The sequence below is a fragment of the Nonomuraea sp. NPDC002799 genome (assembly GCF_053592075.1).
Window position 1 is genome coordinate 570,309 of the sequence record NZ_JBSFVA010000002.1, and the last position, 26,546, is coordinate 596,854.

The following is a 26,546-nucleotide window of genomic DNA, read 5'->3' on the forward strand; positions in this document are numbered from 1 at the left end:
TCGAAACTCTCCATCGAAGAAAAGCCCTTCAGTCACCTACCTCCGGGCACTCTGGACCTGATGAAGGAGCAGGAGCCGCGTAAACGGGCAGCGAACAAGATACAAGCAGCCCTGGTACAGCTCGTCGGTGACGTCCGAAATCCGCGAGGGAGCGGGTTCGCTGGTATTCACATCAACGACGAAGGCGTCCAGGTCTGGTGGAAGGGCAAGGTGCCCGCCGCCATCTCCTCCGCCATCGAAAGCGCAGGAGTCGACGCACCTGTGACTGTCACGCCGGCCCCGTACTCTCGTGCCGAACTGCACGCCGAGGCGGACAAGCTTAAGGAGCAGATGTTCAAGGACCCCAAGGGGGCCATCCATCGGGTGGAGGTCAAGGGTGACGGCTCGGGCATAGTCGCCGTGACCGAGAGCACCACGGCCCGGTCACAACTGCAGGCCGGTTACTCGGCCATGACCGACATACGCGTCCCCCTGACGATCAAGCAGGGACCCCGGACCAGGACCGCCGGCCGTCTCAACGACACCAATCCCTTCTTCGGGGGCGCGAGAATCTCGGGCAGCGGAGGCGCCCTCTGCACCGCGGGCTGGCCCGTGCAGGGGCGCACCAGCGGCTACTGGTATCTCGTGACGGCAAGCCACTGCGGCTACGAAGGCCAGTATTGGTGGAACGGCACGGGATCGGCGAACATCGGCTACGCCACCAGCGAGAGGGTTAATTACGACCTCATGCTGGTCGGGATGCCGGGCCCCTCATATAACAAGTTCATGTGGGATGGGGGTGTCCCCGGTGGCGCCAACACCAGCCCCGAGTACACCAAGTCGGTCGCTGGATGGGATCACGTGACCCCTGGTGAATGGCTCTGCACCTCGGGATCGTTCAGCGGCGCCGTGTGCCTGTGGCAGGTCAGGAACGACTTCCCGGTCGGATACTGCGACACCGACCTATGGGGCACCTACGAGTGCTACGGCGACATGTTCCATGCCGACCAGGTCAACGGGGAGCGCGGATGCCGCGGGGGCGACAGCGGAGGCCCGGTGTTCTCGCTAAGCGGCGATTACTCCCAGGTCTTCGCCGAGGGCATCATCAGCGGCTGTAACAAAACGGGTGACGGTGACTACTTGGTGTTCCAGGACTTCTACACGGCTATACAGTCGCTTGACGTAGTCCTCTAGCGAGGCGGCCCGCCGGGTGTCGGCGCCGCGTCCTCGTGGTGAACGACCGGAAGATGGCCAGCCGCGTCGAGCAGCCCTCTGTTCCCCAGGGGGCTGCTCAATAGGTAGGTGAACGGCCGAGCCCGGAAATCGGCGGTCGAGACACACATGTTGTCCGGGGACTTCGGGGTGTCGGCCGTACTGACGACGACCACGTCCGGGGTTTCCGTGATGCGCACGGCTGGCTGCTCGTCCCGCTGCTCTCCACAGCCGTGTCTCGAGTCCATCCACACGGTGATCTCGGGTCTCGCTTGGTCCGCACTCGCCCGAATGATCTTCGAAGACGGGGAGATTGACCCGAGGCGCCAGAACGTCTCTGGGGAAAGTGCCGGCCACGTCAACGATCCGCCATCTGCGATCCGAAACCTCCAGGCTGGCAGTCGGATTGAGCCGCGATCGGAGAGGAATTCGTGAGTAACGAGTTCGGCGTCCAGAACGGCGCCCTCTCGTCCCGGTGCGGCCCGTCGCTCCATATGTCGCCTCAGTTCTTCGTACGCGGCAACGGGGGAGATCTGCGGAAGCTTCGCGATGCCGTCCGTCAACGGGACGTCTACTGGTTCCGGAGCTTGTGAGGTCAATTTCGTGTCGAGTCGTACACGGGTGACGTAGCCGCCGGTCTTGTCCACTTCTGGAAGGGCGCCGATCAGCACAAGCGGACGTGGCTGCTGGGATTCCGGAAAAACAGCCCACTGCTGCGCCAGTAACGCCGGGTCTGGAAACTCTGACCGGCCTTCTCCGGTGAATGCGAACGGCGCGATGGCCAGGAGAAGCATGGAGCTAGCCGCTCTTTTCATGGGGTGACTTCTTTCGTTCGGTAGATCTCCGGACCGTGGCGTCGCATACGGTCCCCACAATCCATAGACGTAATTCCGCGCGGAGATGACAGTCGCAGCTATGTGATGTGCATCACTTTACCGTGCAGGCGAGCTGCCGCGATGCTCGTCACGCCGCGAAGGCGCCCCGCTTCCCGCCCTGTAGCTGGGTAGTTCGGAGGCCGATGCACCCTGTGAACAGTGCGGCATTGGCCCCGAGTTGGGTGACGAGACCCGCCTCTCGACTCCAGTGGAGGATTGCAGCCCCGGCCACGGATCAGAACGTGGCACGGTGGCTGAGGCCGTGACGATCGCGGACTTCGGTGCCCGTCTCGCGGGCTGGGGCGATCGCCGGCAAGACCCTCCTCCGTCGGGCCTTGCCACCGGGTGACCATGGCTGAGGTGACAGCAGTGCTGACAGCAACGTCCCCACACGCCGACGCATCCCCGCCACCGTCCACACGCCTCTGACCACGTTCCCGATCAGGCGACCAGGGCGGTTTTTCCGCCTGGAAAGCGGAAGGTCGGCGGTTCGACCCCGCCCCCTGACCACACTTAGGGAATGGCTGACCATCGTCGGCCACAGCGATCACCGAGGGAACGAGCGATCCGATCCGCCCCCCGGACACGTCTACCACCTCGATGGGACCCACATCACTGATGAGGCCGCCTTCTACCTGGCGATGGGAGAGGCGATCAACGGGCCTGGCGGCTACTTCGGCCGGAATCTCGATGCGTTGGACGACTGCCTGCGGGGCGGCTTCGGGGCCAGGGCGCCGTTCACCCTGTTCTGGAGCGATTCCCACGTTGCGCGGCAGTCCCTGACGGGGACCTTGGAAGAGACGGACGACGCTCCGACATACTTCGACATCATCCAGACGATCTTCGGGGAGCACGATGTGAGTGTCGTGTTGAGGTAACTGCCGGGCTCAGTGATGACCTCGCGCGGCCGGCCCAGCTCCATGCTGACCTCGACGGCGTGACCCGGTTGAACTGGGTCTGGAACCGTCCCGCAGGGTTCGCTACTGCGGTTCGGCTAGCGTGGTTACTGACCTAGGGGAACAACATGGTGATTGTGCAGCGAATCGTAATCCGGTGGACCAAGCAGACACGTGGCGCTACAGAGGCCTTACAGCGACGAGAGATCCCCTCGGCGTTTGAACTGCCGCCAGTGCCCGACGCACCACTCGTCGTTCACGATCTGCTCGCCGAGGAACGGACTGGATACGTACCAACCGCTGTCATAGGCAGCCACTCCCTTCCCATACAGCTCAATGGGCTGCGTTTCAAGCTGTCCGAAGCAGCCATTGAAGTGGCGCGAACCCCAGTGCGGGCCGCGTACCCGACCAACCGATTCCCCGGCAAGGTGTTCTCGCTTCGCCCAGGAGAACATGCCCGTTACCGAGCGAACTTTCGTTTCAGTGGTTACAGCACGGAGTGGTACTACGAGCAATGGACTATCAACATCGCCCACAGGCGGTGGCAGCGCGACATGTTCCTCGCCGCGGAGATTGACCATGACAAGGACGAACGAGTGTCTTTGTACGGCGGCCGTCGCTGATCCGCTGTCGGGCCACGAGACTCAGCAACTATGGCTGAGGCGACAGCAGGGCTGACAGCAACGTCCCCGCACACTGACGCATCCGCACGGTCGCCCACATGCGCCTGAGTCAGAGCATACTGTGGAAGCCCTGAGGTCCTGACGATGAGGATTCTTCAATGCCCCTAGCATCCAGGCTGCCTGCCAAGTTGGTTGTCGAGCTCCTGGAACGCACAGGATTCGTGACAATGCACATCCACGGCGGGCATCGCATCATGTGTCACCCTGACGGCCGTTGCACGACGATCCCCGCCGATGACGATACGCAGCTAGCGCAAGATACGTTGCAAGCGATTCTTCTCGACGTTGGTATGACTCGGCACCCTCCAGTCTTTCTTCGGGTGGCTCTGGCTATCCGACGACTGATCAGTCGCCCAGGGAATTGAGAGGGGACGGCGCCTGGCAGACGGTTGCCGGCGTCCGTATCAAAGCGGGCTGAGGTCGTGACGATCGCCGACTTCGGTCTCGCCTTGGATGGCGATCACCTGGAAGGTCTGCGCGTCGAGCCGCAACGTCACCCGTTGGTCGGCCGGCGGCAGGCCGACGCTCAGCAGTTCGCCCGCCAGGCCGACGCATCCAGAGCCAACAAGGGCGAGGTCCTCAGACGATTTTCGGCTGCCACGTGGACGCAGGACCGTTTGAGAGCGCGGATGACCTTACGCCCACCGACGCGGCGCCGCGGCCTTCTCGGTGTCGGCAAGGAGCCTATGACCTTGCCGACCTCTGCGTCCTCGCCCCACCAACGCCCTAAACCACCGTGTACTGCCGCATGGCCGATGGTGCTTAACTCAATAGACATTCCGCTGGCTGATCCACGGGCTACTCTGGCGCCAAATACTGCAGGAGGTGCTATGGGCCGGGTGGCTTGGATTACCGCGGCCGAGGCCCTGGCCACGGCCACCTCGAAGGTGGCGCCCCACCAGTTCCCGGAGCTACTTGCGGCCTATGACGAGCTGCTGCGGGCCCAGCCCGATCAGCCGTGGCGACATGCCGAGCACGCCGACGCGATGTACCGCGTCGGTCGCCCGGAAGACGCGCTGATCGCATACGATCACGCGATCACCCTTGACCCGGACAACGCCTCCCTCCACTTCAATAAGGGCCACTTGCTGTTCGGACTTGCCAGGTTCGAGGAGGCGGCATCCGAACTGGTCGTTGTCACTCGCCTTCGGCCCAACGACGTTCTCGGAGCCAAGGTGCTGCTCGGCGCGATTGCCTGGCCCACCAACACCGATAAGGCAACCGGACACTTCGCTGATGCGTTGTCCTCACCTGGCGAGCAACTCACCTCCTTCACGAGGACCTTCTATCAGGCTCTTGCCCTGGCTGGGCTCGGCCGGACTGAGGAGGCGCTGAGTGAGCTGGAGCGAGGCCTACCCACCCGTTCAGCTGACGAGATGACCCTTGACCATTCTGATCGGCTCCTTTTGGGGCGATTCCGCGATCCGCCGCTCTCCGGTCTAGACGCCCTATGTGAGCTTCTTGAGTCGTAAACTGCGGACGTAGATCCCCATGCGTGTCGACACTCCGGTTTTATCGACAAATAGCTGAATGCTCGGAAGTCAGCAGGTCGGTCCCATGTGTCACAGCAGTTCGGACGATCGTCATGGATCGGTGAGCGCGGGCCGCGGTCGCCGCCGGGCCAGTTGCACGGCCAGCACCAGGACGGCCGCCCCGGCCAGAGCCAGGGTGAGCACGGCCGACAACAGGAGCGTCTGGCGGGCGCCCATCAGGCCCACCAGCAGGCCGCCGGGGATGGTGCCGAGCGGCACCGCCACCACACCGATGACGCCGTTGGCCGCCAGCACCGACGGCAGTGCCTCCTTCGCCGCACCGCGCTGGAGCAGCGCCATGGAGAAGGAGGTGAACGGCGGCCAGAACAGCCCGGCGATCCCGAACGCGGCCAGGCAGAGGCCGAGCGGCGCGCCGACGCCGAGCGGCAGCAGGGTCACCCCGAAGCCCAGCACCATGGCGACGAGGCTCGCGGTCAGCGGCAGGCGGCGCAGGTAGCCGGTCGCCAGGCCGCCGGCGACCGCGCCGATCCCGAAGGTGGTGTAGTAGGCGCTCAGCACGAACGCCGAGCCCTGGTTGTCGACCACGACGTAGATCGGCAGGGCCACGAGAACCGGGCCGAAGAAGACGAAGAACCCGAAGGTGAGCAGCAGCACCCCGAGGACCGGCCGATTGCGGCGGATCTCGGCGAGCGCGCCGGCGCTCGCCTCCTGGGCCTGGGCGCCTTCCGGTGGTGCCGTGGCGTCGATGGTCCGCCGTCGCCGGATGGCCAGCCGGTAGGTGACCGCGAGGATCGCGAACGTGGCCGCGTCGACCGCGAGGACGGTGGCCGCGCCTCCCCACAGAACGATGAGCCCGGCCAGCGCCGGACCCACGATGGTCGCGAACTCGGTGAGGGTGCTCAGCACCGCGTTCGCCGCGAGATGGTGCCGCTCGGGCAGGAGCTGGGCGATCAGGGTGTAGCGCCCGGAGGAACCCCAGGCGTGCAGCAGCGACGACAACGCCAGCAGCGCCACGTAGAGCTGAATCGTCAGCAGGCCGACCGCGAACACCACCGGGATCGCGGCCAGCGCGGTGGTGCGCAGGATCGCGTCCCAGCTGCCTAACGTCATGCTGTCGCGACGGCGCAGGAACCGGCCGAACAACAACGTGCCGAGCGCGCTGGGCGCGGTGTAGGCCGCCAGCGCCACACCGACCCACGGCCCCGGCGCTCCCTGCACCAGCTGCAGGGTCATCCAGGTCACGGCCACCAGGGCCATGCCGTCGCCGATGGCGGAGACCGCCAATGCGGGCAGTATCCGGCGCAGCACCGGATGGGAAACGATCGGCCAATAGGGTGACGAACGCAAACTCTGCCTCGCTTCCGTGTCGCCGATCATCGAGCAGTCATCGTATATGGGGACAAATGTCCAGTGTCTAGCCGACCAGATGATTCGCGCAGTCCAGGTGATAATCGATTGCCACGCGAATCGACGTGCTGGAGGCCATGAATCCATTCGGTATTCAGCGGGGTGGTTCGGGGAATTTGCCAAGGTCAGGGAGATGGTTCGGAGCGCGTCGGAGTGATGATCCCGCCTGATCGGCGGTGGAGTGAAAGCGTCGAACGCTGGCGTCTGACCGGGCCCGCCGTTTCGAGGAATTCGTCAGCCTCACCGATCGGCTGCTCAGAACGCGGAGCACGACGCACAGAGGTGAGTTCTATTCGGCGATCGACAACAATGTGCGGCCAGGGTGCGTGCAGCGGCCGAGAGTGCCATTCGCGCTGGCCGCCTCAGGCCCGTTGGACCTGCTGCGATTCGTCCTCCGCAACGAGGAGGGCCGGCACTCGTCGTGGCCGACGGTCCGGCGGGGTGGACGGTCGCCTTCGGCGAGGCGGGCCGCCGGGCCTGTCTGGACTACGTGGAGCTGCGCTGGACCGACATACGTCCACTGAGTCTGATCAAACAGTCGCAACGGGATTAGCATCTGGGAGATGGAGCTGTGGGAACGTTCCGCGACCCTCGATCTCCTCGGCGGCCTGTTACGCGGGAGCGGCGGGAGCGTTGCCGTGCTCGCGGGCGAGGCGGGCATCGGCAAGACCGTGCTGGTGGCCGAGTTCGCCCGCCGGTGCGGGCCGGCGGCCTGGGTGCTCTGGGGTGGTTGCGATCGATTGATCACCCCGAGGACGCTCGGCCCCCTGCACGACATCGCCCGCCAGACCGGCGGCCCCGTGGCCGATCTCCTGCGCGCCGGCGCCGCGCAGGAGGAGATCTTCGCGGCCTTCCTCGACGAGCTCTCCGGTCCGCCCCGGCGGCCGCGCCCGGTCGTCGTGGTGGAGGACGCCCACTGGGCCGACGGGGCCACGCTCGACTGGCTGGTCTGGTCGGGACGGCGGATCGCCAGGACACCGGCCCTGTTCGTGGTGACCTACCGGGACGACGAGGTGGGCCCCGAGCATCCCCTGCGGGGCGCCCTGGCCGCCCTGCCCAGCGCCATCGTGCGGCGCGTGTCGCTGCCGCCGCTGTCGCAGGAGTGCGTGAGCGAGCGGGCGCGCGCGGCCGGGCGCGATCCCGCGCTGGTCTACCGGCTGACCGGCGGCAACCCGCTGCTGGTGACCGAGCTGTGCAAGGCCGGGGGCCCGGCGGTGCCGGCCACCGTTCAGGATCTCGTCCTCGACCGGCTGCGGTCGTTGCCGCCGGCCGCCCGGGAGCTGGCCAGGCTCGTGGCCGTGATCCCGACGCGCGCCGACGCGGCCGTCGTGGCGGGCGTGCCCGACCTGCTCGACCTGTGCTTGGACGGCGGGGTGCTGGTGCCGTCGGGCGACGGTGTGTCCTTCCGTCATGAGCTGTTGCGCAGCGCGGTGGAGGACGCGCTGCCGCCGGTCCGGCGCGCCGCCCTGCACCGGCGGGTGCTGGGCATCCTGGCGGAGGTGGCCGGCGTCGATCCCGGCCGCCTGGTCCACCACGCGCTGCACGCGGGGGACGACGCCGCCGTCCTGCGGTACGGGCAGGTGGCGGGGGCGGGGGCGGCCAGGCACGGCGCGCATCGGGAGGCGGTGGCCCACTATCGCGCCGCCGCCGCGCACGCCGATCGGCTGGCCGCGCCGGAACGGGCCGGGCTGCTGGAGGCGTACGCGTTCCAGGCGTACCTGGCCGGGCTGGCCGAGGAGGGGCTGCGCGCCCGGCGGGCGGCGCTGGCCGTCCGCGAGGAGTTGCGGCAACCCGAACGCGTCGGGGAGAACCTGCGCTGGATCTCCCGGCTGGCCTGGTGGGCCGGGGACGCGGTACAGGCCAGGGAGGCGGCCGCCCGCGCGGTGACGGTCCTGCAGGACGGGCCGCCGGGTCGGCAGCTCGCGATGGCTTACAGCAACCGGTCGCAGCTCCACATGCTGGCGGGCGAGCACGAGACGGCGGTCGTGTGGGGCGAGCGGGCGCGAATCCTGGCCGACCGGCTGGGCGACACGGAGACCTCCGTGCACGCGGCGATCAACGTGAGCAGCGCCCGGCTGATGGCCGGCACCGGGGACACCGGTGCGGCGGCCGGTGCGCTGCGGGCGGCGCATGAGCGGGCCGCCGCGCTCGGTCTGGCCGATCACGCCGCGCGGGCGCTGGTCAACCTGGCCACCGCGCTGATCCAGCTCGCCGAGTACGAAGCCGCGGCCCCGGCGGTCGACCGGGCCCTGGCCTACGCCACCGAGCAGGACCTCGACGGCTACGTCCAGTACCTGCTGGGCGTCCGGGCCGGTGTGCGGCTGGCCCGCTGCGACTGGGCCGGCGCGCTGGCCGACGCGGACGCGGCGCTGGACGGGCCGGTCGGCAACGGGGTCGCCGTGGTGCCCGCCCTGGTGGCACGAGGCCGGATCCAGGCGGCCCGTGGCGAGCCTGGCGCGCGGGCCACCCTGGACGAGGCCGCCCGCCAGGCCGAGCGCACGGGGGAGACACAGCGGGTGTGTCCTGTCGCCGCGGCGCGGTCGGAGTACTTCCGCTGGCAGGGCGACGCCGAGCGCGCCGCCGATGAGGCCAGGCGGGGTCTGGAGCTCGCCATGGCCATGGGCCATCCGGTCTACGTCGGGGAGCTGGCCCACCGGTTGTGGCTGGCGGGCGGGGCCGGGGTTCCCGGTGCGGTGGCGCGGCCGTACCAGCTCATGATCGACGGCGACTGGGCGGGTGCGGCGGCGGAGTGGGCGCGGCGTGGCGCGGGGTACGCGCGCGTGGAGGCGCTGGCTGGTGGTGATCAGGACGCCGCGCGGGAAGCGCTGCGGGCTCTGGACGAGCTGGGGGCCACCCGGGCGGCCGAGCGGCTGCGGGCCGAGCTGCGCGGGCGCGGGTTCACCCGGGTGCCGCGCGGCCCGCGCCGGGCGACGGCGGCCAACGCCGCCGGGCTGACGCCGCGCCAGGTCGAGGTGCTGGCACTCCTGGTCGAAGGGCTGTCCAACGCCGAGGTGGCCGGGCGGTTGTCGTTGTCGGTCAAGACCGTCGACAACCACATCTCGGCGGTGCTGGGCAAGCTGGGGGTGACGAGCCGCGGGCAGGCGGCCGCCGCGGCGCATCGGCTGAACCTGGTCAGCGACCCCGCAAAATAGGGAAATCTCCTCAATTGCCGGTGGCCGCGCGGGACGTACCTTTCCTGCGGAGCGGCGCCCTGTCCGCGACCGGCGCCGTGCGAGCCACGGCGGGCTGCACCCCGGCATCAGGGCGGCCATCACCCGTCAAGCGCGAAGGAGCCGACCATGGCCGGAAAAGCAGTCGTCAGCCTGACCACCGGGCTGGAGGACCCCGAGCGGGTCACCGTGGCCTTCCTCGTCGCGGTCGGCGCGGCCGAGCAGGGGCGGCCCACGCTCATGTTCCTCACCAAGGAGGCGGCCCGGCTGGCGCTGGACGGCATCGCCGTCGGCGTCGCGTGCGCCGGCTGCCCGCCGCTGGCCGACCTCGTCGAGCGCTACATCAAGGCGGGCGGGCGCTACCTCGTCTGCCCGATCTGCTTCGAGGCCCGCGCGCTCGACCGCGGTCAGCTCATCGAGGGCGCGGAGCTGGGGGGCACCGTGCCCATGTGGGAGTGGATCGGCGACGAGGGCGCGACCACCTTCAGCTACTGAGGCTCGGGGGGCCGTCGGGTGAAGACGGCCCCCCGAGCACGGTCATCCCGTCGTGCAGAGCGTGCCGTTGAGGGTGAAGACGGCGGGGAGCACGTTCGGGCCGCTGTAGTTGCCGACGAAACCGATCGTGGCCGACGCCCCGGTGGCAAGCGCGCCGTTGCCGGTGTCGTTGACGGCCTTGACGTCCGAGCCGCTCTGCGTCCAGACGGCGCTCCAGCCGCTGCCCAGGCTCTGCCACGTCCTGGGCCAGGTGAAGCTGAGGGTCCAGCCGTTGATCGGGGCGCCGTTGTTGGTGATGTCGATGGCGCCGACGTAGCCGCTGGCCCAGTCGGACTGGTTGGTCAGCCGTACGGTGCAGGCGCTGGTCGCGGGCGTGCCGGTGGTGAACGTCAGCGGCGGGGAGGCCGCCGAGAGGCCGCCGCCGCTGTCGCGCGCGAGCACGTTGATCGTGTAGCGGGTGCCCGGCTTGAGGTTGCCGGCGGTGAACGAGGTGCCGGCGGTCTCGCCCAGTTGCTCGCTGATGGCGCCGTTCTGCCGGTGGACCTCGTACTTGACGATCGGACGCGCGCCCGGGGCGGCGGCCGGCCAGGAGATCGTGGCGCTCTTGTCCGTCACGTTCGAGACGACCGGCTGCTTGGGCGCGCCCGGCAGCCCGGTCTGGGCGGTGGCCGGGCGCAGCACGACCGTGGTCAGGGAGAGCGGCGGCAGTGTCCTGCTGGTCGCGCTGCCCCCGGTCGAGGCGGTGATGGCGGTGGCGCCGTTGGTGTGGGTCAGCACGGCCGGCGCGCCGGAGGCCGGGGTGAAGCCCGAGTAGCCGATCGTGACCGGGTACGACGTGCCGGACGAGGTGTTGATCAGCAGGACGGCCAGGTCGCCGTTGGGGCGGCGGACGGCGTGCGCGGTGACGTTCGCCTGGTCGGTGGCCGACCGGATGAACTGGTCGCCGGGGCGGGCGAACTTGCTCATCATCTGCAGCGCGTAGTACGGCGCGAACGGCGTGTTGAGCGCCGGCTCGCAGACGCTGCCGTCGGAGGTGCACCCCCCGCTCGACAACAACCCGAAGTCGCCGTAGTCGGTATGGCCCTCGACCTGCGTGACGGTGCCGATGCCGTTGTGGACGTTCCACCAGTCGACCGTGAAGACGCCGTTCGCCAGCAGCGAGGCGTAGGCGTCGGCCGCGGCCAGGGCGCCGGGCTGGGTGGTCGCGCCGTTGCTGCTGCTCCCCGTGTTGAACTCGGTCATCGAGATGCCGATCCGCTCCGAGCCGGCGCCCGCGTACGTGGCGATCTGCCGCCGGGTGAGGTGGATCATGTCGGGAATCTGGGCGGCCTTGTCGAAGGCCCCCGGATACCAGTGCAGGATGACGAAGTCGATCTTCGGGCCGGCGATCGACAGCACGACCTTGTTCCACGATCCGTCGTCGCCCTCGGCCGTGATGGCGTCGGGCCAGTTGGCCGGCGTGGTCAGCACCGCGCCGATCTTGATCGTGGGATCGACCGCCTTCATCGCGTCGGCGTAGGCGACGACGTGGCGGGCGTACTCGGCCGGGCTCTTGTCGGCGTGGTCGTCGGCCTCCCAGGCGGCGCCGTAGCGGCCGTTGCCGTAGTTCTCGTTGCCGATCTCCCAGTACTTGACGCCGTAGCCCTTGGTGACGTTCGCCTGGCGGACCCAGGCGGCGGCCTCCGCGGCGGTGCCGGTGCCGTAGTTGGCCGTCACCATCGCCTGGGCTCCGGTCTGCCGCACGCCCCGCATGAACGTGTCGAAGTCCGTGTTGGGCGCCACGTAGCCGCCGGGAGCGGTGTGGTCGGCCCAGTGGTAGATGTCGGAGTAGGAGCCACCGGGATAACGCAGCAGCTTCACGCCGGCGTTCTTGAGCAGGCCGGCGGTCTCGTCGGTGCCCAGGTTGCTGTCCCAGATGGCATGGTTGGAGCCGATCCCCGTTTCGGGGACGGTGGCCAGGCCGGCACGGGCGTTGACGGTCACCGCCACGGGGGCGACGTCGTCGGCGTTCGCCGCTGGGATGTTCAGGGCTGTCAGCGTCAGCAGGACGGCGGACGCGGCTCGTAAAAGGGGTTTCGTCGGCAGTTTCGTCGGCATCGGCGCACCTCGCCATGATCGCGGTATTCACTCGACGCCCCCTCCTGACCAGGAGGCACCGCGATCATGGAGGGTGCCGTCCCGATCGTCAACCAACGGTGAAACTTTCACGCCGCGGTCACCGGGCAGGATGGTGCCATGCCACCGGTGACGCACATCCTCTTCGACTTCTTCGGCACCCTCGTCGCATACTCGCCCAGCCGGACCGAGCAGGGATACGAGGGCACCCACGCCCTGCTGCGGCGGCTCGGCGGCACGCTGACCTACGAGGAGTTCCTGGCCGCCTGGTCCGGCGTCTCGGCGGAGTTCGACCGGCTGAGCGACCTGGACGATCACGAGTTCTCGATGGCCGACGCGGGCACGGTCTTCCTGACCAGGGCTCTGTCCCGCGAGCCGAGCCTGGCCGAGGTCGAGGAGTTCGCGGCCCGGTACGTGGCGGAATGGAGCACCGGCGTGCACTATCTTCCGGGCCTGGCGGAGCTGATCGAGGGGCTGTCGGCGGAGTATCGCCTCGCGGTCGTCACCAACACCCACCAGCCGAGCCTGGTGCCCGGCCATCTGGAGGCGATGGGGCTGCGGTCGTCGTTCGACGCCGTGGTCACCTCCGTCGAGGTCGGCTGGCGCAAACCGCATCCGAAGATCTACGCCGGCGCGCTCGGCCTGCTGGGTGTGGCGGCGTCGTCCGCCGTGTTCGTGGGCGACACCTACGGGCCCGACTTCGAAGGGCCGGAGCGCGCGGGCATGACGGCGTTCCTCATCGACCCGCACCGCAGCGCCGGGATCCCGGCGGAGCGGCGGCTGGAGTCGGTCTTCGACCTGCCCGCGCGGCTGCGAGCCCGCTGACGCCGGGTGCGGGCCCGGCGCCGGCGGAAAGCGCTAGTTGTACTTGTACAACCTCGTGGCGACGCGATGCCTGCCGTCGAACACCGAGGCGCGGTACATGCTGATGGCCAGCTCGCCGTGCTCGGCCTTGCCGCACGTGTTGACCCCGGCGAGCTGATGGATCTCGTAGCGCGTCGTCGGGTCGCCGCCTGCGAAGTATTCGGCGCGGGCCTGATACCGGTCGGCGCTGGTGTCACAGGCGAAGACGAACGTGTTCTGCTGCTCGGCGAAGCAGGTCGTGGCGGCGCTCTTGGTCGAGGTGCACACCTTGGCTCTGGCGCGGGCGGTGGCGGGCGTGACGCGGGTCTCCCGCTTTACCGGATATTTGGCGATATTTCGTACGGTCTGCCAGCGGCCGAACGAGACCCGGCGGTTCCCCTTGTAGACCGCCGCCCGGAACGTCACGACCTTGCCGATCTCCTTGTTGCCGCGCACCTGTCCCTTGCGGCCGAGGTTGTGGATGACGTACACGGTGCCGAGATAGCCGTTGAGGTAGTACTCGACGGCCGGATGCCGCCTGTCGTTCGCGGTGTCCTCGATGGTGATCCCCGGCCGGTCGCTCCCGTCCGGCCCGGCGCACGCCTCAGCGCCCTTGATCCGCACGCACACGGGATCGTCCTCCTGGGCCGCCGGGCTGCGGGCCGGCCTGTGCGACTCGGCCGCCACCGCCGCCGCGGCCACCGCCGCCGGGCCGGCGGCCGGAACTGGGACGACTCTGGCCGCGGCTCCGTCGGCGCTGAACACGGCGGCCCCGATCACTACGGCCGCCACGAATGGCCGACCTGACTGACCTAACGCCATTCCCACCTCACCAGCCTCATCCAGTCACGAACGCGTATGCCTGGATGTGACGCCGAGCGAGGCGAAAAGGTTTCAGATTCAGTTCAGATCGCGTTCATCCGGCGGGCTGCCGTTTCATCGTGGACGTCAGCAGGAGCAGCAGCGCGGCCTGGGCCAGCATGCCGGGCGCGAGCGGCGGCGCGGAGCCGACCGACTTGGTGAGCGCGTACCACCACTGGGTGAGCGGCGAGAGCGTGTCCCACGCGGGGTCGAACGCTCCCGAGCCGTGGTTGACGGAGACGTGCATGAACACCCCGTACACCGAGGCGAGCAGCACCACCGCGGCGAGCACGCGGACCACGGTGATCGCGCGCGGCGCGGCCAGGAGGAGCACCAGCCCCGCCGCGAGGAGCACCAGCGCCACCCACGGGATCAGTTGCACCGGGCTCTGCCAGTGACGTTCGAACGCCAGCTCCGCGGCGGCTCCCATGATGCCGATGGCGACCAGCGCCAGGAGGCCGAGACGCAGTGCCGTCGGTCCGGTCCGCCGGCGAGCCGGCCGCGGAAGCAGGTCAGAGGACGTCGAGGTCATGCGGGACCACCATCCGATGCGATCTGTCTTCGGTTTCTCCCAGCTTTCTGAGAGAGCCTTGGAGGTTCCTGTACTGATTCTGAAGATCTGGTGAGAATGGCGGCCCACCACCGCCGAAGGATGGCTGCACAACATCTTCACGACATTCGCACACACGCCTGGTGGATCCAGCGGGCCGTACGCGGTGTGCTCGTAGGGGTGCCGTCTTCCGCGACGTAACCGAGGGGCAGGCTGATGGGGAACTGGATGGATGAGCCGATCGTGGACCCCGCCCTTCCCCGGCGGGACCGGTGGCGGGCCGTCGGCGCGCTCGCGGTCCTGCTCGGCAGCCCGGACCCGGAGCCGCCTCGGTGGACGCGGGTCCTGTTCGCCGCCGGCGCGGGCGTCACCGGCGTGAGCGGCGCGCTGTTCGCCGTGGCCGCCTTCCAGACCGACCACGAGTCGGCGGGGCTGGCGGCCGTGATGGTCTTCCTCGTCACGGTCCTCTTCATCGGCGTCGCCCGCCCCGCCGCGAGCCGGCGGCCGGCCGGAAGGTACGCCGGCCGCTACGTCATCCCGTCGGAGCTGGACACCATCGGCCTCGACCTGCTGGCCAGGGCGCGGCGGGCGATCCAGGACGTGACGGCCTCCCGGGTCAACCGCGGCGGCCTGCTCGACGAGGTCGCCAACGACGTCGTGCTGCGGCAGCGGCTGTGGGAGGTCGCCCGCCTCGTGCGCATGCAGGCGGAGCTCCGGGCCGAGCAGGCCGATGCGCTGGCCGAGGTGATGACGCCCGAGCTCGCCGCCGTGCTCGAACCCCAGCAGGAGGCCCTGGGCCGCTCGGTCGCGGCGGTCACCGAGTGGGTGTGGGAGCTGGAGGTGTACGCCGGCCGGGTGCGGGCCGCCGACTCCGCGCTGCGCGCCTGCGAGTTGCAGCGCAGCGACGACCGGTATCGGGACCTGCTGGCCGAGTCGGGCGACGCCGAGGGCCTGCGGGCCCTGAGCGACCAGGCGGACGCGCTGACCCGCATGTTGCGCGAGGCCATCGCGGCCGGCCAGACCCTCGCCGACGAGATCGCCACCGACTGACGGCCGGACCGACACGGCCGGACCGACACGGCCGGACCCGACACGGCCGGACCCGACACGGCTGAAGCCGACGCGGCCGGACCCGACGCGGCCGGCACCGGCTGACAGTCGGCAGCGACGGCATCCCCGGGTTAATCGACGTGCGGATATCCCTCACAAGGTGGATCATTGCCCCATGGACGTTTTGGCGGCGATCGCGGCAATCCTCGCACTCGTGCTGAACGGGCTGATGGCGGGCGTCTACTTCGCCTTCTCCACGGCGATCACGCCCGCCTTCGACGCCATCGACCAGGACCAGGCGGCCACCGCCTTCCGCAGCGTCAACAGGAAGATCCTCAACCCGGCCTTCCTGGCGACGTTCACGCTCTCCCCGGCCCTCTCGCTGGTCGCGGGCGTGCTCCTGCTGCTGACCGGGGCGAGTACGCCGGGGATCCTGGCCATCGCGGCGGCCGTGCTCGTCTTCGCGGGCTCCATTTTGGTGACCGCCCGCGTCAACGTGCCGATGAACAACGCGCTGGATGCGGGCGATCTGGAGTGGACGGCCTTCTCGCCCCGCTGGACGCGCTGGAACACCCTGCGCGGCTGGGCGTGCGTGCTCGCCGTGGTGCTGCTGGGCGTCGCGCTCGTCGTCTGGGAGTGACCGGCACGTCCGCGCCGATCACTCGCGCCTACATGTTGATCATGTGTCCGGCGAGGCCGTGGACGGCCTCCTTGACCGCTTCGCCGAGCGTCGGGTGCGCGTGCACGTTGCGGGCGACCTCGTGCACGGTCAGGTCCCACTGCTGTGCCAGGGTGAGCTCCGGCAGCAGCTCGGTGACCTCGGGCCCGATCAGGTGGGCGCCGAGCAGCTCGCCGTGCGTGTCGTCACTGATGATCTTGACGAACCCGGCCGCGTCGCCCAGCCCGTGCGCCTTGCCGTTCGCCGTGAAGGGGAACTTGGCCACCTTCACGTCGTAACCCAGGTCGCGCGCCTGCGTCTCGGTGTAGCCGAAGCTGGCCACCTGCGGCTGGCAGTACGTGGCCCGCGGGATCATCACGTAGTCCAGCTCCATGGTCTCCGCGTCGCCGATCGTCTCGGCCGCGATGATGCCCATGGCCTCGGCGGCGTGCGCCAGCATCAGCTTGGCGGTGACGTCGCCGATGGCGAAGATGCTCGGCACGTTCGTCCGGCAGCGCCCGTCGACCGCGATGGCGCCCCGCTCGGTCAGCGCCACGCCCGTCTTCTCCAGCCCGTAGCCGTCCACCCGCGGCTGGAACCCGATCGCCTGCAGGACCTTGTCGGCCTCCAGCACCTGCTGCTGACCGTCACGGGTGACGGTGACCTTCACGGAGGAGCCGGTGTCCTCGATGCCGTCCACGCGGGTCGAGGTCAGCACCTCGATGCCGAGCCGCTTGTAGCGCTTGGCCAGCTCGGCCGACACCTCCTCGTCCTCCAGCGGCACGACCCGGTCGAGGAACTCCACGATCGTCACCTTGACGCCGTAGTTGTGCAGCACGTACGCGAACTCCACCCCGATGGCGCCCGCGCCCGCGATGATGATGCTGCCCGGCAGCTCCTCGGTCAGGATCTGCTCCTCGTACGTCACCACCCGCTCCGACAACCGCGTGCCGGGAATGAGCCTGGTGGTGGCGCCGGCGGCGATGATGCAATGGGCGAAAGTGATCGTCTCGCCGTTCACCTGGACCGTGTTCGCGTCCAGGAACGTGCCGCGGCCGTCATACTCCGTGATGGCGTTCTTCTTCATCAGGTAGTGAACGCCCTTGACCCGCCCGTCGGCCACCTTGCGGCTGCGCTGGAAGGCCGCTCCGTAGTCGAAGCTCACCTCGCCGCTGATGCCGAACGTCTTGGCCTCATGGTGGAAGATGTGGGCCAGCTCGGCGTTGCGCAGCAGCGCCTTGGACGGGATGCAGCCCACGTTCAGGCAGACGCCACCCCAGTATTTCTCCTCGATGACCGCGGTACGCAGCCCGAGCTGGGCGGCGCGGACCGCGGCCGTATATCCTCCCGGACCCGCGCCGAGAACGACGACGTCATAGTGAGTGCTCATGAGTCGGACCATACCGTCCGCCCATAACCACCCCGGAACCAGGCGAGTAAGTCCGATCTCCGGTCAGTCGTCGTAGGCGGTCAGTGACCGGGTCACTGGTGCGTTGTCCACGCTCTCGCGCTGGACACCTCCTATACAACCGAATAGTATCCTATTCATTCGAGCAACTACCTATGCGCTTGGATAGGAGCCATGGGCTGTGACGACACCAAGACCCGACCCTGAGGACCTGACCGCTCGCGCGCGGATCAGAGACGCGGCCCTGCGGCATTTCGGGGAGCATGGCTTCGAGAAGGCGACAACCCGGGCGATCGCCGAGACCGCGGGCGTCTCCCCGGGACTGCTGCGCCATTACTTCGGGTCCAAGCAGGCGCTGCGCGAGGCGTGCGACGCCCACCTGGTCAAGCTGATCAGCAGGATCAACGAGCAGGCCGGCGCCGACACGGCCGCCGGCGGCGTGAAGGGCGTGAACTACGTCGCGGCCTCCATGGCGGCCCTCGGCCCCTACCAGCGATACCTGGCGCGCGCCCTGACCGAGGGATGGGCCGAGCCGGTGTTCGACGCGATGGTCCAGATGAGCGAGCAGTGGCTCGCAAGGCTCGACGAGCGCCGCCCCGATCCTCCCTTCGCCGACCGCACGGCCAGGGCGACGGTGGGCACGGCGATGGCCATGGCCGTCGGAATCCTGCACAAGCACGTGTCCCGAGGGCTGGGTGTCGACGTGTCCAGCGAGGAAGGCGCCCACCTGCTCGCCCTGACCGTGCTCGACCTCTACTCCCACCCCTGGCTCAGCCCGGAAGAGGCCGCCGTGTACCGCGACGCCCTGGACAAGAACCGGCCAGACGCCGAAGCCACACTTCGTTCAGCCGAGGAGCACTCCGATGAGTGACGCGATATCCGTAACAGGCTTGGTCAAGACGTTCGGCGCCACCCGCGCACTGGACGGCCTCGATCTCGTCGTGGGCACCGGAGAGGTGCACGGCTTCCTGGGGCCGAACGGCGCGGGTAAGAGCACCACGATCCGGACCCTGCTCGGCATGCTTCGCGCCGACGCGGGCACCGCCCGGCTGCTCGGTGGCGATCCGTGGGCGGACGCGACGGAGTTGCACCGCAGGCTGGCCTACGTACCCGGCGATGTCACGCTGTGGCCACATTTGTCCGGCGGCGAGGTGATCGACCTGCTCGGGCGGCTGCGCGGCGGGCTCGACGAGCGGCGCCGTGTCGAGCTGCTGGAGCGCTTCGACCTGGACCCCCGCAAGAAGTGCCGCGCCTACTCCAAGGGCAACCGGCAGAAGGTGGCCTTGATCGCCGCGCTGGCCTCCGACGTCGAGCTACTCATCCTCGACGAGCCCACCACCGGGCTGGACCCCCTGATGGAGGAGGTCTTCCGCGAAACGGTGGGCCAGGAGCAGCGCCGCGGAAACCGGACCGTACTGCTGTCCAGCCACATCCTGGCCGAGGTCGAAGCGCTGTGCGACCGGGTGACCATCATCAAGGACGGGCGCACGGTCGAAAGCGGCACCCTGGCCGGCTTGCGCCATCTCACCCGCACCTCCATCCAGGCCGACCTGGCGGCGCCGGCGGACGGGCTGGCCGGCCTGCCCGGCGTGCATGGCGTGCGCGCCGAGGGCGGCCGGGTGTGGTTCGACGTCGACACCAGCGATCTGGACGCCGTGCTGCGCCACCTCACCGACGCCGGCGTACGCGGCCTTGTCAGCCGGCCCCCCACCCTGGAGGAGCTGTTCCTACGGCACTACGACCGCACCGGCAGGATCGACGGGCGACACGCAAGGGCGGTACGGTGAACTCTTTCACCGGCGCCGGTCACCTCGCCCGCCTGGCGCTGCGCCGCGAACGGGCCATCGCCCCTTGGTGGATCCTGCTGATCGTGACCTTGGCTCTGACGATGGTCGCCTACGTCAACAGGAACATGGGCACCCACGAGCTGAAACTTGCGTACATCGACATCATCCGCAGCAACGCCTTCCTCCAAGGGCTCGGCGGGGGGTTCGCCGAACCGCGGCTGGAGGTGCTCGCCACGTGGCGGAGCGGCGGGTTCCTCTATATGGCGAGCGCGTTCGCGGCCGTCATGTCAGTCGTCCGGCACACGCGCAGGGAGGAGGACGCCGGCCGCAGCGAGCTGGTCCGCTCGGCCGTGGTGAGCCGCCACGCTCAGCTGACCGCCGCCCTGCTGGTAGCGGCGGGGAACAGCCTGCTCGGCGGGCTGGTGACGGCCGTCGTGCTGATCGGGATCGGGCTCGAACCGATCGGATCGCTCGCCTACGGGGCCGCGATCACGGTGGCGGGCTGGGTGTTCGCGGGGATCGCCGCCGTCGCCGCCCAGCTGGCGCGCAACGCCCGTACGGCCACCGCGATCGGCCTGTCCCTGCTCGCCGTCTCCTTCGTGATGCGCTATGCCGGTGATGCGAGCGCGCAGTACTGGCTGAAGTACTTGTCCCCGATCGGCTGGAGCCATCTGGTGCGGGCCTACCAGGACGAGCGGTGGTGGATGCTCGGGATCTCGATCCTGGCCGGCGTCGTTCTGTCCGCCGTCGCCTATCAGCTGCTCGGCCACCGCGACCTCGGCGCCGGGCTGTTGCCCGAACGCCTCGGGCGGGCGACGGCACCGGAGCTGCGCGGCCCGATCAGCCTGGCCTGGCGGCTGCACCGCGGCCTGCTGGTGAAGTGGACGGCCGGGGTCGCCTTCTTCGCGGCGGCGGCCGCCGGGTTGAGTCCGCTGGGCCGGGATCTGCTCTCGCGGCCGAGCATCGTGGTCGACAACATCAGGAACACCCTCGGCATACCCGCGGACGCGATGCTCGGCGCCTACTCCTGGTACATGATCCTGATCCTCGCGTACGCCATCGCCCTCTACCCGGTGCTCATGACGCTGCGGCTGCGCTCGGAGGAGATCTCAGGCCGCGCGGAGGCCGTCCAGGCGACCGCGGTGACCCGGCTCCGGTGGGCGGCCGGGCACCTGATCGTGACCGGGCTTGGCACGACGGCGCTGATGGCCGTTGCCGGGCTCGTGTTCGGCACGCTGTATTCGGTGCTTGTGGGCGACCTCGCCACCGACATGCCCCGCTTCCTGGCCGGGGCGCTGGGCGCCGTGCCGGCCGCCTGGTGCGTCGGCGCGATGTGCCTGCTCGCCTACGCGATGTCGCCGCAGGCGGGCGCGGCGATCTCCTGGATCGTCTGGATCCTGACCGCCGCGCTCGGGCAGGTCGCCGGCCCCCTTTACGGGCGGTGGGGCGGCAGCCCGCTGGAACCGTTCCACTACATCCCCAACGCCTTCGCGGCAGCACCCATGGACGCCAGACCGATCCTGGCCCTGCTCGCCGTCACCGCGGTCCTGCTCAGCGGCGGACTGCTCGCCCTCCGCCGCCGCGACTTCGGGTAAGGCCACAGATACGCCCGCTCTCCTGGTCACCGGCCCAGGAAACAGGACGGCGCTGACCACACCGGCCCGCCCGCCCCGGCGGTCGTGTTCCAGTCGATCCGCGCTGACGGAAGCTTGCGTGCAACGGTCCTGGCGCGATGGCCGGCCAGGATGCGTACTGGTGCGGCCACGACGGAGCCGTCCGCGCCAACGCCGCGGCGATCGGCGGCAGCACCGGGACGGCCCCAGGCAAACCTAGACCTCCACCTTGTACGACAGCGCCAGCTCATCAGCGGGAACGCCCCGGATCCCCCAGTTGACCTTGGGCATCTCGATGATGGTGATTTCCAGATCCTGGGGGTCGTGCGGCCACTTGTCGTAGAGCGCCCGGATCAGCGCCCGCTTGGCGTCCTCGCTGCGCCCGCTGAAGCAGACCACCTCGATGATCAGGTAGCTCTCGCTCCGCTGGGGGCAGACGAAGTCGTCCGCGTCCAGCAGCAGGAACCGGTGGAACCGCTTGTCCTGCGGCACTCCCCACGCGCTCACCAAGCACGACTGCAGCAGATCCGAGACCTCCTGCTGACGTCCCGCCCACACGTCCCTGCGTCCGTACACCTTCACCTGTGCCATGTCGGCCAATATAGGGCAGGTGATCCGTATTCTCCTGGCCGACGACGAGGCCATGATCCGCGCCGGCATCCGGGCGATCCTGGCCTCGGACCCGTCGCTGGAGGTGGTGGCCGAGGCCGGGGACGGCAGGCAGGCCGTGGACCTGGCCATCAGCCACCACCCCGACGTGGCGTTGCTCGACATCCGCATGCCCAGGCTCGACGGCCTGGCGGCGGCGGCCGAGATCCGCCGCGCCGCGCCCGGGACGGCCGTGGTGATGCTGACCACCTTCGGGGAGGACGACTACATCGCCAAGGCGCTCGACGTGGGGGCGAGCGGGTTCCTGCTCAAGTCGGGCGACCCGCGCGAGCTGATCGCCGGGATGCACGCGGTGGCCGAGGGCGCCGCCTACCTGTCGCCCAAGGTCGCCCAGCGGGTCATCGCCCAGCTCTCGGACGGCAGGATGGCCAGGGGCGCGCGGGCCCGCGACCGCATCGAGCGCCTGACGGAGCGCGAGCGCGAGGTGCTCGCCCTGCTCGGCGCCGGGTTGCCCAACGCGGAGATCGCCCGCAGGCTGCACATCGTGGAGGGCACGGTGAAGGCGTACGTGAGTGTCATCCTCACCCAACTGGCGGTGCGCAACCGCGTACAGGCCGCGATCATCGCCCACGAGGCCGGGTTGGTAACCTGACCCGTGATGTATCGCCTCGTGTTCACGCAGGTCTTGCGGCGTTTCGACGCCGAGGCCGTGCACCATATGACCGTGAGCGCCCTCGCGCTCCTCGCGCGGTTGCCGCTGCTCAAGCGGCTGCTGCACCGAGCGCTCGCGCCGCGCGACCCGGCCCTGCGGGTGACCGCCTTCGGCGTGCACTTCCCCGGGCCTCTCGGGCTGGCCGCCGGCTTCGACAAGGACGCCGCCTGCGCCGAGGGCATCGCCGCCCTCGGCTTCAGCCACGTCGAGGTCGGCACCATCACCGCCCACGCCCAGCCGGGCAACCCCCGGCCGCGCCTGTTCAGGCTGGTGGGGGAGCATGCGGTGATCAACCGGATGGGCTTCAACAACGCCGGCGCCGCCGCCGCGGCCCGCAGGCTCCGCCGCCCCCGCGGCGTCCCCGTCGTGGTCGGGGTGAACATCGGCAAGACCAAGGTGGTGCCCGAGTCGGAGGCCGTGGCCGACTACGTGGCCAGCGCCAGGCGGCTCGCCGCCCTGGCCGACTACCTGGTGGTCAACGTCAGCTCGCCCAACACGCCAGGACTGCGCAACCTGCAGGCCGTCGAGCTGCTGCGGCCGCTGCTCGTCGCGGTCAAGGAGGTCGCCGACGCGACGCCCAAGCGCACGCCGCTGCTGGTGAAGATCGCCCCGGACCTCGCGGACGAGGACGTCGACGCGGTCGCCGAGCTGGCGGTGGAGCTCGGCCTCGACGGCATCATCGCCACCAACACCACGATCAAGCACGGCGGGGAGACCGGCGGCCTGTCGGGCCGGCCGCTCAAGGCCCGCTCCCTGGAGGTGCTGCGCCGCCTGCGCGCCAAGGTGGGCGACCGCCTCACGCTGGTGTCGGCGGGCGGGGTGGAGGACGCCGACGACGTCTGGGAGCGCATCCTGGCCGGCGCGACCCTGGTGCAGGGCTACACGGGCTGGATCTACGGCGGCCCGTTCTGGGCGTCCCGCATCCACCGTCAGCTTTCCCGACGTGTACGCCGCCACGGCCTCACGTCCATCACCGAGGCCGTCGGCCGCGTCGCCTGAAGGGCCAGTGCAAAAGGGCGTCTTCTATCGTAGACGGGTGATCACAGAGGTAAAACTTACCGACGACGTCGTACTCCGGCCGGCCACCGAACAGGACGCGGAGGCCGTGCTGCGCGCCTGCCTGCGCAACCGCGAGCACCTGCGGCGCTGGGAGCCGCGCCGGCCGGAGGAGTACTTCACCCTGTCCGGCCAGGCGCACCGGCTCACGAACCTGCTGGCGCAGCAGGCGGACGGCCGCGCCATGGCGTGGGTCCTGGCCGACGGCGATGAGGTCGTGGGGCGCATGACGCTCAACGACATCGTGCGCGGCCCCTTCCTCAACGCCAACCTCGGCTACTGGATCGACGCCGGCTACGCGGGACGCGGCCTGACCACCAAGGCGGTGCTGGAGGTGTGCCGGATGGCCGACCAGGACCTCGGACTGCACCGGATCGCGGCCGGCACGCTGCTCGACAACGCCGCCTCCCAGAGTGTCCTGGGCAAGTGCGGTTTCGAGCTCTTCGGCACCGCCCCGCGCTACCTGGAGATCGACGGGCGCTGGCAGGACCACCGCCTGTTCCAGCGCATCCTCAACGAGCGCCCCGCCTTCTGAGCGCTCACACGCTGGGCCGAGTCGACTCGGCGTGGTGCGTCATGGAGTCGAGGCCCGCCATGTTCTCCGCGACCTGCACGTCGCTCGGCCGGTGCGGTCGCCGGCGCTGCCACGGACGCGGCCCGGCCGGCGGCCGGTACTCCACGCCGATCGCGTCCAGCCGTCCCAGGTGCTCGGTCAGCCGTCCGGCGAAGCCCTCGGCGGGCGTGCCCGACCAGGCGACCTCCGCCAGCGCGCAGGCCCGCGGCCACATCCGGTAGTCCACCATGCGGGCGTCAGGCACGCGTTCCGTCCACAACTGCGCCTGCGCCCCCATGACCCGGGCGCGCTCCTCGTCCGTCCACTCCCCGGGCGCCGGGCGGAACGCGGCCACGTCCTCGACCGTGATCGCGTCACCGATCGACATCGGCTCGTCGGGCGAGGACGCCTCCGCGTAGTCGAAGTACAGCGGGAAGACCGGGGTCGCCACCACGTCGTGCCCGGCGGCGGCGGCGCGCCGCCCCACACCCATGCCGCGCCACGGCATGACGATCGTGTCCTGCCGGAGCATGCCGCTGACGAACGCCTCGTCCCACACCACGGCCCTGGCGCCGCGCGCGGCCAGCGCGTCGGCGAGCTGCCGCAGGAACCACGCCTGCAGGTCGTTCACCGTGGCCAGCCCGAGCCGGTCGCGGTACGCGGTGATCTCCGCACTGCCGGCCCAGTGGTCGAGCACGACCTCGTCGCCGCCGATGTGCACGTAAGGCGTCTCGCCCAGCGCCCCGATCAGCTCGTCGAAGATCGTGGTGAGGAACTCCACGGTGGGCGGCAGCGGCGACAGGATCGCGGGGGAGATGCCCCACCGGTCGAGCACGTCGTGCGGCTCCCCGGTGGCTCCCAGCGCCGGATACGCCGCCAGGATCGCCGACGCGTGCCCCGGCACGTCGATCTCGGGCACGATCGTGACGCAGCGGGCCCGGGCGTAGGCGCCGATCTCCGCCAGGTCGTCGAGCGTGTAGTAGCCGCCGTGCGGGACGCCGTCGTACGCCGCGGGATCCCCGAAGTAGTTGGTCGCCGTCCGCGGCCGGTGCGAGGCGACCTCGTGCAGCAGCGGGTAGGCCCGGCTCTCCACCCGCCACCCCTGATCGTCCACCAGGTGCAGATGCAGCCGGTTGAGCTTGTGCACCGCCATCAGGTCGATCAGCCGCAGCACCTCCCGCTTGGGGGAGAAGTGCCGCGCCACGTCAAGGTGCAGCCCCCGCCAGCCGAACCGGGGCGCGTCCTCGATCCGCACCCCCGGCACCGGCCACGCCGCCTCCGCCGAGAACCGGTAGGAGGCGGCCGGCAACAACTGGTGCAACGACTGCGCCGCGTAGAACGCCCCCGGACGCCCGCCGGCCACGATCTCGATCCCCCGTGAGCCCACGGTCAGCCGGTAGGCCTCCTCGCCCAGCGCGGGGTCCCGCCGGACGTCGATCTCACCGGAGTCGCCGGGGCGCAGGTCGAGCAGAGGGAGCGCAACGCGTACGGCATCGGCCAGATCGCCGGAGACCGTCGCGCCCGAGGTCAGCTCGAAGGAGCCGGAAAGGTCGCTGATCAGCGCAGGGTTAGGAATCATGTTTTGAGATAGTGCTGCAATCCGTTCGCCAGCGCCACCGCGATCCGCTGCCGGAACGCCGGGTCCTGGAACTTGGCCGCCTCGGTGGCGTTGCGCATGTTGCCGGTCTCGATGAAGATCTTGGGCACCGTGGACAGGTTGAGCCCGCCGAGGTCGTTGCGGTAGTTGAGCGCCCTGCTGCCGACGTAGGTGGAGTAGGGCAGCCCCGTGCCCGCCTTGTAGGCGTCGCGCACGGAGGTCCCCAGCTTGCTGGAGGCGCCCACCACCTTGTCCACCGGCCCGTTGATCTTCTTGGGCATGATGATGTGGAAGCCGTGGTTGGCGGGCGCGGAGCCGTCGGCGTGCACGGAGATCGCGGCGTCCGCCTTCGCCTTGTTGCCGATGGCGGCCCGCTCGGTGATGCACGGGCCGACGCCGTTGTTGCCGCTCCTGGTCAGCTTGACCGTGGCGCCGCGGCTCTTGAGGATCTTGGTGAGGCGCTTGGAGACGTCCCAGGTGAAGGCGGCCTCGCTGTAGCCGTTGTTGGTCGCGGTGCCCGTGGTGTCACACTCTTTCCACTGGGTGAGCACGTTGACCTTGCGGTTGATGGCCGCCGGGTTGCGGTAGTTGCCGCCGTTGTGGCCGGGATCGATGACCACGACCTTGCCGTCGAGCGGCTTCGCCTCGGCCGGCTTCTCCGCAGGCGGCTGCCCCGTGGTCGGCTGCACTGTGGGCGCCTCGTCCGCCGGGGCCTGCCGCCCCGTGGTCGGCTGGACGGTGGCCGCAGGGGCGGCCTGACCTGCCGCGGCGTCACCGGAGCCGGTGCCGCCACACGCGGAGGCGATCAGGCCGCAGACGGCGAGGACTGAGGCTGGTAGAGCACGCATGCAAGCCAACTTACGGCAACCAGGAACTCAGGCCCGTCTTATGCCAAACGCGGCGCGTGCCGTCTCACGCCGGGAC

26 protein-coding genes, 1 tRNA gene and 1 pseudogene are annotated in these 26,546 nt (G+C 69.6%); 19 read left to right on the forward strand and 9 right to left on the reverse strand.

Features of this window, described 5'->3' with window-relative positions; all coding sequences use genetic code 11:
* Positions 1-60 precede the first annotated feature (60 nt).
* Positions 61-1,173 (forward strand): trypsin-like serine protease, encoded by a 1,113-nt coding sequence (locus tag ACWD0F_RS06385; protein ID WP_449872867.1) that lies wholly within the window; start codon positions 61-63, stop codon positions 1,171-1,173.
* On the opposite strand, the gene ACWD0F_RS06390 is transcribed toward ACWD0F_RS06385, so the two are convergent.
* Complete coding sequence (locus tag ACWD0F_RS06390; RefSeq protein WP_449872868.1) at positions 1,170-1,985, reverse strand: hypothetical protein; 816 nt, start codon at positions 1,983-1,985, stop codon at positions 1,170-1,172. The genes ACWD0F_RS06385 and ACWD0F_RS06390 overlap by 4 nt on opposite strands.
* Before the next feature lie 520 nt (positions 1,986-2,505).
* Here ACWD0F_RS06390 and ACWD0F_RS06395 point away from each other — a divergent pair.
* The 5 genes from ACWD0F_RS06395 (at position 2,506) to ACWD0F_RS06415 (ending at position 5,117) form a co-directional block, all read left to right on the forward strand.
* A tRNA-Ser gene (locus ACWD0F_RS06395) sits at positions 2,506-2,576 on the forward strand.
* Between the two features lie 131 nt (positions 2,577-2,707).
* On the forward strand, positions 2,708-2,944 hold the full coding sequence (locus ACWD0F_RS06400) for a barstar family protein (protein ID WP_449872869.1): 237 nt from the start codon (positions 2,708-2,710) through the stop codon (positions 2,942-2,944).
* 146 nt (positions 2,945-3,090) lie between these two features.
* Positions 3,091-3,585: a hypothetical protein gene (locus tag ACWD0F_RS06405; protein WP_449872870.1), complete on the forward strand. Its 495-nt coding sequence runs from the start codon at positions 3,091-3,093 to the stop codon at positions 3,583-3,585.
* 158 nt (positions 3,586-3,743) lie between these two features.
* Positions 3,744-4,010: a type II toxin-antitoxin system HicA family toxin gene (locus ACWD0F_RS06410; protein ID WP_449872871.1), complete on the forward strand. Its 267-nt coding sequence runs from the start codon at positions 3,744-3,746 to the stop codon at positions 4,008-4,010.
* Positions 4,011-4,067: 57 nt separating this feature from the next.
* Complete coding sequence (locus ACWD0F_RS06415) at positions 4,068-5,117, forward strand: hypothetical protein (RefSeq protein WP_449872872.1); 1,050 nt, start codon at positions 4,068-4,070, stop codon at positions 5,115-5,117.
* A gap of 111 nt (positions 5,118-5,228) precedes the next feature.
* On the opposite strand, the gene ACWD0F_RS06420 is transcribed toward ACWD0F_RS06415, so the two are convergent.
* A complete protein-coding gene (locus ACWD0F_RS06420) occupies positions 5,229-6,632 on the reverse strand; it encodes an MFS transporter (protein WP_449872873.1) in 1,404 nt (467 codons plus the stop codon).
* A gap of 110 nt (positions 6,633-6,742) precedes the next feature.
* On the opposite strand from ACWD0F_RS06420, the pseudogene ACWD0F_RS06425 reads away from it, so the two are divergent.
* The 4 genes and pseudogenes from ACWD0F_RS06425 to ACWD0F_RS06440 form a co-directional block, all read left to right on the forward strand.
* A pseudogene (locus ACWD0F_RS06425) lies at positions 6,743-6,904 on the forward strand (LLM class flavin-dependent oxidoreductase); the annotation flags it as partial.
* Between the two features lie 62 nt (positions 6,905-6,966).
* A complete protein-coding gene (locus tag ACWD0F_RS06430) occupies positions 6,967-7,098 on the forward strand; it encodes an MbtH family NRPS accessory protein (RefSeq protein WP_449872874.1) in 132 nt (43 codons plus the stop codon).
* A 10-nt stretch (positions 7,099-7,108) separates the two neighbouring features.
* Positions 7,109-9,697: an ATP-binding protein gene (locus ACWD0F_RS06435; RefSeq protein WP_449872875.1), complete on the forward strand. Its 2,589-nt coding sequence runs from the start codon at positions 7,109-7,111 to the stop codon at positions 9,695-9,697.
* Between the two features lie 147 nt (positions 9,698-9,844).
* Positions 9,845-10,210 (forward strand): DsrE family protein, encoded by a 366-nt coding sequence (locus tag ACWD0F_RS06440; protein ID WP_449872876.1) that lies wholly within the window; start codon positions 9,845-9,847, stop codon positions 10,208-10,210.
* Between the two features lie 42 nt (positions 10,211-10,252).
* Here ACWD0F_RS06440 and ACWD0F_RS06445 read toward each other — a convergent pair whose 3' ends face one another.
* Positions 10,253-12,307: a cellulose binding domain-containing protein gene (locus tag ACWD0F_RS06445; protein ID WP_449872877.1), complete on the reverse strand. Its 2,055-nt coding sequence runs from the start codon at positions 12,305-12,307 to the stop codon at positions 10,253-10,255.
* Between the two features lie 147 nt (positions 12,308-12,454).
* Between ACWD0F_RS06445 and ACWD0F_RS06450 the strand changes: the two genes are divergently transcribed.
* Entirely contained in the window at positions 12,455-13,150 is a 696-nt protein-coding gene (locus ACWD0F_RS06450; RefSeq protein WP_449872878.1) for an HAD family hydrolase, read from the forward strand.
* Positions 13,151-13,183: 33 nt separating this feature from the next.
* Here the strand turns inward: ACWD0F_RS06450 and ACWD0F_RS06455 are convergent, their stop codons facing one another.
* A complete protein-coding gene (locus tag ACWD0F_RS06455; RefSeq protein ID WP_449872879.1) occupies positions 13,184-13,960 on the reverse strand; it encodes a hypothetical protein in 777 nt (258 codons plus the stop codon).
* 124 nt (positions 13,961-14,084) lie between these two features.
* Positions 14,085-14,561: a hypothetical protein gene (locus ACWD0F_RS06460; protein ID WP_449872880.1), complete on the reverse strand. Its 477-nt coding sequence runs from the start codon at positions 14,559-14,561 to the stop codon at positions 14,085-14,087.
* Between the two features lie 246 nt (positions 14,562-14,807).
* On the opposite strand from ACWD0F_RS06460, the gene ACWD0F_RS06465 reads away from it, so the two are divergent.
* Together ACWD0F_RS06465 and ACWD0F_RS06470 are read left to right on the forward strand one after the other, a co-directional pair.
* Positions 14,808-15,629, forward strand: a complete 822-nt coding sequence (locus tag ACWD0F_RS06465; RefSeq protein WP_449872881.1) for a hypothetical protein — start codon at positions 14,808-14,810, stop codon at positions 15,627-15,629.
* A 175-nt stretch (positions 15,630-15,804) separates the two neighbouring features.
* Positions 15,805-16,269 (forward strand): anthrone oxygenase family protein, encoded by a 465-nt coding sequence (locus tag ACWD0F_RS06470; RefSeq protein ID WP_449872882.1) that lies wholly within the window; start codon positions 15,805-15,807, stop codon positions 16,267-16,269.
* A 28-nt stretch (positions 16,270-16,297) separates the two neighbouring features.
* Here the strand turns inward: ACWD0F_RS06470 and lpdA are convergent, their stop codons facing one another.
* Positions 16,298-17,677, reverse strand: a complete 1,380-nt coding sequence (gene lpdA, locus ACWD0F_RS06475; RefSeq protein WP_449872883.1) for a dihydrolipoyl dehydrogenase — start codon at positions 17,675-17,677, stop codon at positions 16,298-16,300.
* A gap of 199 nt (positions 17,678-17,876) precedes the next feature.
* Between lpdA and ACWD0F_RS06480 the strand changes: the two genes are divergently transcribed.
* Genes ACWD0F_RS06480 through ACWD0F_RS06490 form a run of 3 tightly spaced genes read left to right on the forward strand, consistent with a single transcriptional unit; the run spans position 17,877 to position 21,077 of the window.
* A complete protein-coding gene (locus tag ACWD0F_RS06480; protein WP_449872884.1) occupies positions 17,877-18,566 on the forward strand; it encodes a TetR/AcrR family transcriptional regulator in 690 nt (229 codons plus the stop codon).
* Positions 18,559-19,482: an ATP-binding cassette domain-containing protein gene (locus tag ACWD0F_RS06485; RefSeq protein ID WP_449872885.1), complete on the forward strand. Its 924-nt coding sequence runs from the start codon at positions 18,559-18,561 to the stop codon at positions 19,480-19,482. Before ACWD0F_RS06480 ends, ACWD0F_RS06485 begins: the two co-directional genes overlap by 8 nt.
* Complete coding sequence (locus tag ACWD0F_RS06490) at positions 19,479-21,077, forward strand: ABC transporter permease (protein WP_449872886.1); 1,599 nt, start codon at positions 19,479-19,481, stop codon at positions 21,075-21,077. The genes ACWD0F_RS06485 and ACWD0F_RS06490 overlap by 4 nt, the downstream gene beginning before the upstream one ends.
* A 234-nt stretch (positions 21,078-21,311) precedes the next feature.
* On the opposite strand, the gene ACWD0F_RS06495 is transcribed toward ACWD0F_RS06490, so the two are convergent.
* Complete coding sequence (locus tag ACWD0F_RS06495) at positions 21,312-21,686, reverse strand: tautomerase family protein (protein WP_449872887.1); 375 nt, start codon at positions 21,684-21,686, stop codon at positions 21,312-21,314.
* 19 nt (positions 21,687-21,705) lie between these two features.
* Here ACWD0F_RS06495 and ACWD0F_RS06500 point away from each other — a divergent pair, with 19 nt between their 5' ends.
* The 3 genes from ACWD0F_RS06500 to ACWD0F_RS06510 are packed head-to-tail and all read left to right on the forward strand — an operon-like array spanning position 21,706 to position 24,007.
* On the forward strand, positions 21,706-22,356 hold the full coding sequence (locus tag ACWD0F_RS06500; protein ID WP_449872888.1) for a response regulator: 651 nt from the start codon (positions 21,706-21,708) through the stop codon (positions 22,354-22,356).
* 6 nt (positions 22,357-22,362) lie between these two features.
* The gene (locus tag ACWD0F_RS06505) at positions 22,363-23,415 is read left to right on the forward strand and encodes a quinone-dependent dihydroorotate dehydrogenase (RefSeq protein ID WP_449872889.1); all 1,053 of its coding nucleotides are present in this window, start codon (positions 22,363-22,365) and stop codon (positions 23,413-23,415) included.
* Between the two features lie 37 nt (positions 23,416-23,452).
* Positions 23,453-24,007 (forward strand): GNAT family N-acetyltransferase, encoded by a 555-nt coding sequence (locus tag ACWD0F_RS06510; protein ID WP_449872890.1) that lies wholly within the window; start codon positions 23,453-23,455, stop codon positions 24,005-24,007.
* A gap of 4 nt (positions 24,008-24,011) precedes the next feature.
* On the opposite strand, the gene ACWD0F_RS06515 is transcribed toward ACWD0F_RS06510, so the two are convergent.
* Positions 24,012-25,604: a beta-N-acetylhexosaminidase gene (locus ACWD0F_RS06515; protein ID WP_449872891.1), complete on the reverse strand. Its 1,593-nt coding sequence runs from the start codon at positions 25,602-25,604 to the stop codon at positions 24,012-24,014.
* Positions 25,601-26,470 carry an N-acetylmuramoyl-L-alanine amidase gene (locus ACWD0F_RS06520; RefSeq protein ID WP_449872892.1) on the reverse strand — a complete coding sequence of 290 codons (870 nt, stop codon included), beginning with the start codon at positions 26,468-26,470 and terminating at the stop codon, positions 25,601-25,603. The genes ACWD0F_RS06515 and ACWD0F_RS06520 overlap by 4 nt, the downstream gene beginning before the upstream one ends.
* Between the last annotated feature and the right edge of the window lie 76 nt (positions 26,471-26,546).

Coding starts and splice junctions, on each gene's coding strand:
- ACWD0F_RS06385 (WP_449872867.1), top strand. CDS start 61: ATGAAGGAGCAGGAGCCGCGTAAACGGGCAGCGAACAAGATACAAGCA.
- ACWD0F_RS06390 (WP_449872868.1), bottom strand. CDS start 1,985: ATGCTTCTCCTGGCCATCGCGCCGTTCGCATTCACCGGAGAAGGCCGG.
- ACWD0F_RS06400 (WP_449872869.1), top strand. CDS start 2,708: ATGGGAGAGGCGATCAACGGGCCTGGCGGCTACTTCGGCCGGAATCTC.
- ACWD0F_RS06405 (WP_449872870.1), top strand. CDS start 3,091: ATGGTGATTGTGCAGCGAATCGTAATCCGGTGGACCAAGCAGACACGT.
- ACWD0F_RS06410 (WP_449872871.1), top strand. CDS start 3,744: ATGCCCCTAGCATCCAGGCTGCCTGCCAAGTTGGTTGTCGAGCTCCTG.
- ACWD0F_RS06420 (WP_449872873.1), bottom strand. CDS start 6,632: ATGGATTCATGGCCTCCAGCACGTCGATTCGCGTGGCAATCGATTATC.
- ACWD0F_RS06435 (WP_449872875.1), top strand. CDS start 7,109: ATGGAGCTGTGGGAACGTTCCGCGACCCTCGATCTCCTCGGCGGCCTG.
- ACWD0F_RS06440 (WP_449872876.1), top strand. CDS start 9,845: ATGGCCGGAAAAGCAGTCGTCAGCCTGACCACCGGGCTGGAGGACCCC.
- ACWD0F_RS06445 (WP_449872877.1), bottom strand. CDS start 12,307: ATGCCGACGAAACTGCCGACGAAACCCCTTTTACGAGCCGCGTCCGCC.
- ACWD0F_RS06460 (WP_449872880.1), bottom strand. CDS start 14,561: ATGACCTCGACGTCCTCTGACCTGCTTCCGCGGCCGGCTCGCCGGCGG.
- ACWD0F_RS06465 (WP_449872881.1), top strand. CDS start 14,808: ATGGATGAGCCGATCGTGGACCCCGCCCTTCCCCGGCGGGACCGGTGG.
- ACWD0F_RS06470 (WP_449872882.1), top strand. CDS start 15,805: ATGGACGTTTTGGCGGCGATCGCGGCAATCCTCGCACTCGTGCTGAAC.
- lpdA (WP_449872883.1), bottom strand. CDS start 17,677: ATGAGCACTCACTATGACGTCGTCGTTCTCGGCGCGGGTCCGGGAGGA.
- ACWD0F_RS06485 (WP_449872885.1), top strand. CDS start 18,559: ATGAGTGACGCGATATCCGTAACAGGCTTGGTCAAGACGTTCGGCGCC.
- ACWD0F_RS06495 (WP_449872887.1), bottom strand. CDS start 21,686: ATGGCACAGGTGAAGGTGTACGGACGCAGGGACGTGTGGGCGGGACGT.
- ACWD0F_RS06505 (WP_449872889.1), top strand. CDS start 22,363: ATGTATCGCCTCGTGTTCACGCAGGTCTTGCGGCGTTTCGACGCCGAG.
- ACWD0F_RS06515 (WP_449872891.1), bottom strand. CDS start 25,604: ATGATTCCTAACCCTGCGCTGATCAGCGACCTTTCCGGCTCCTTCGAG.
- ACWD0F_RS06520 (WP_449872892.1), bottom strand. CDS start 26,470: ATGCGTGCTCTACCAGCCTCAGTCCTCGCCGTCTGCGGCCTGATCGCC.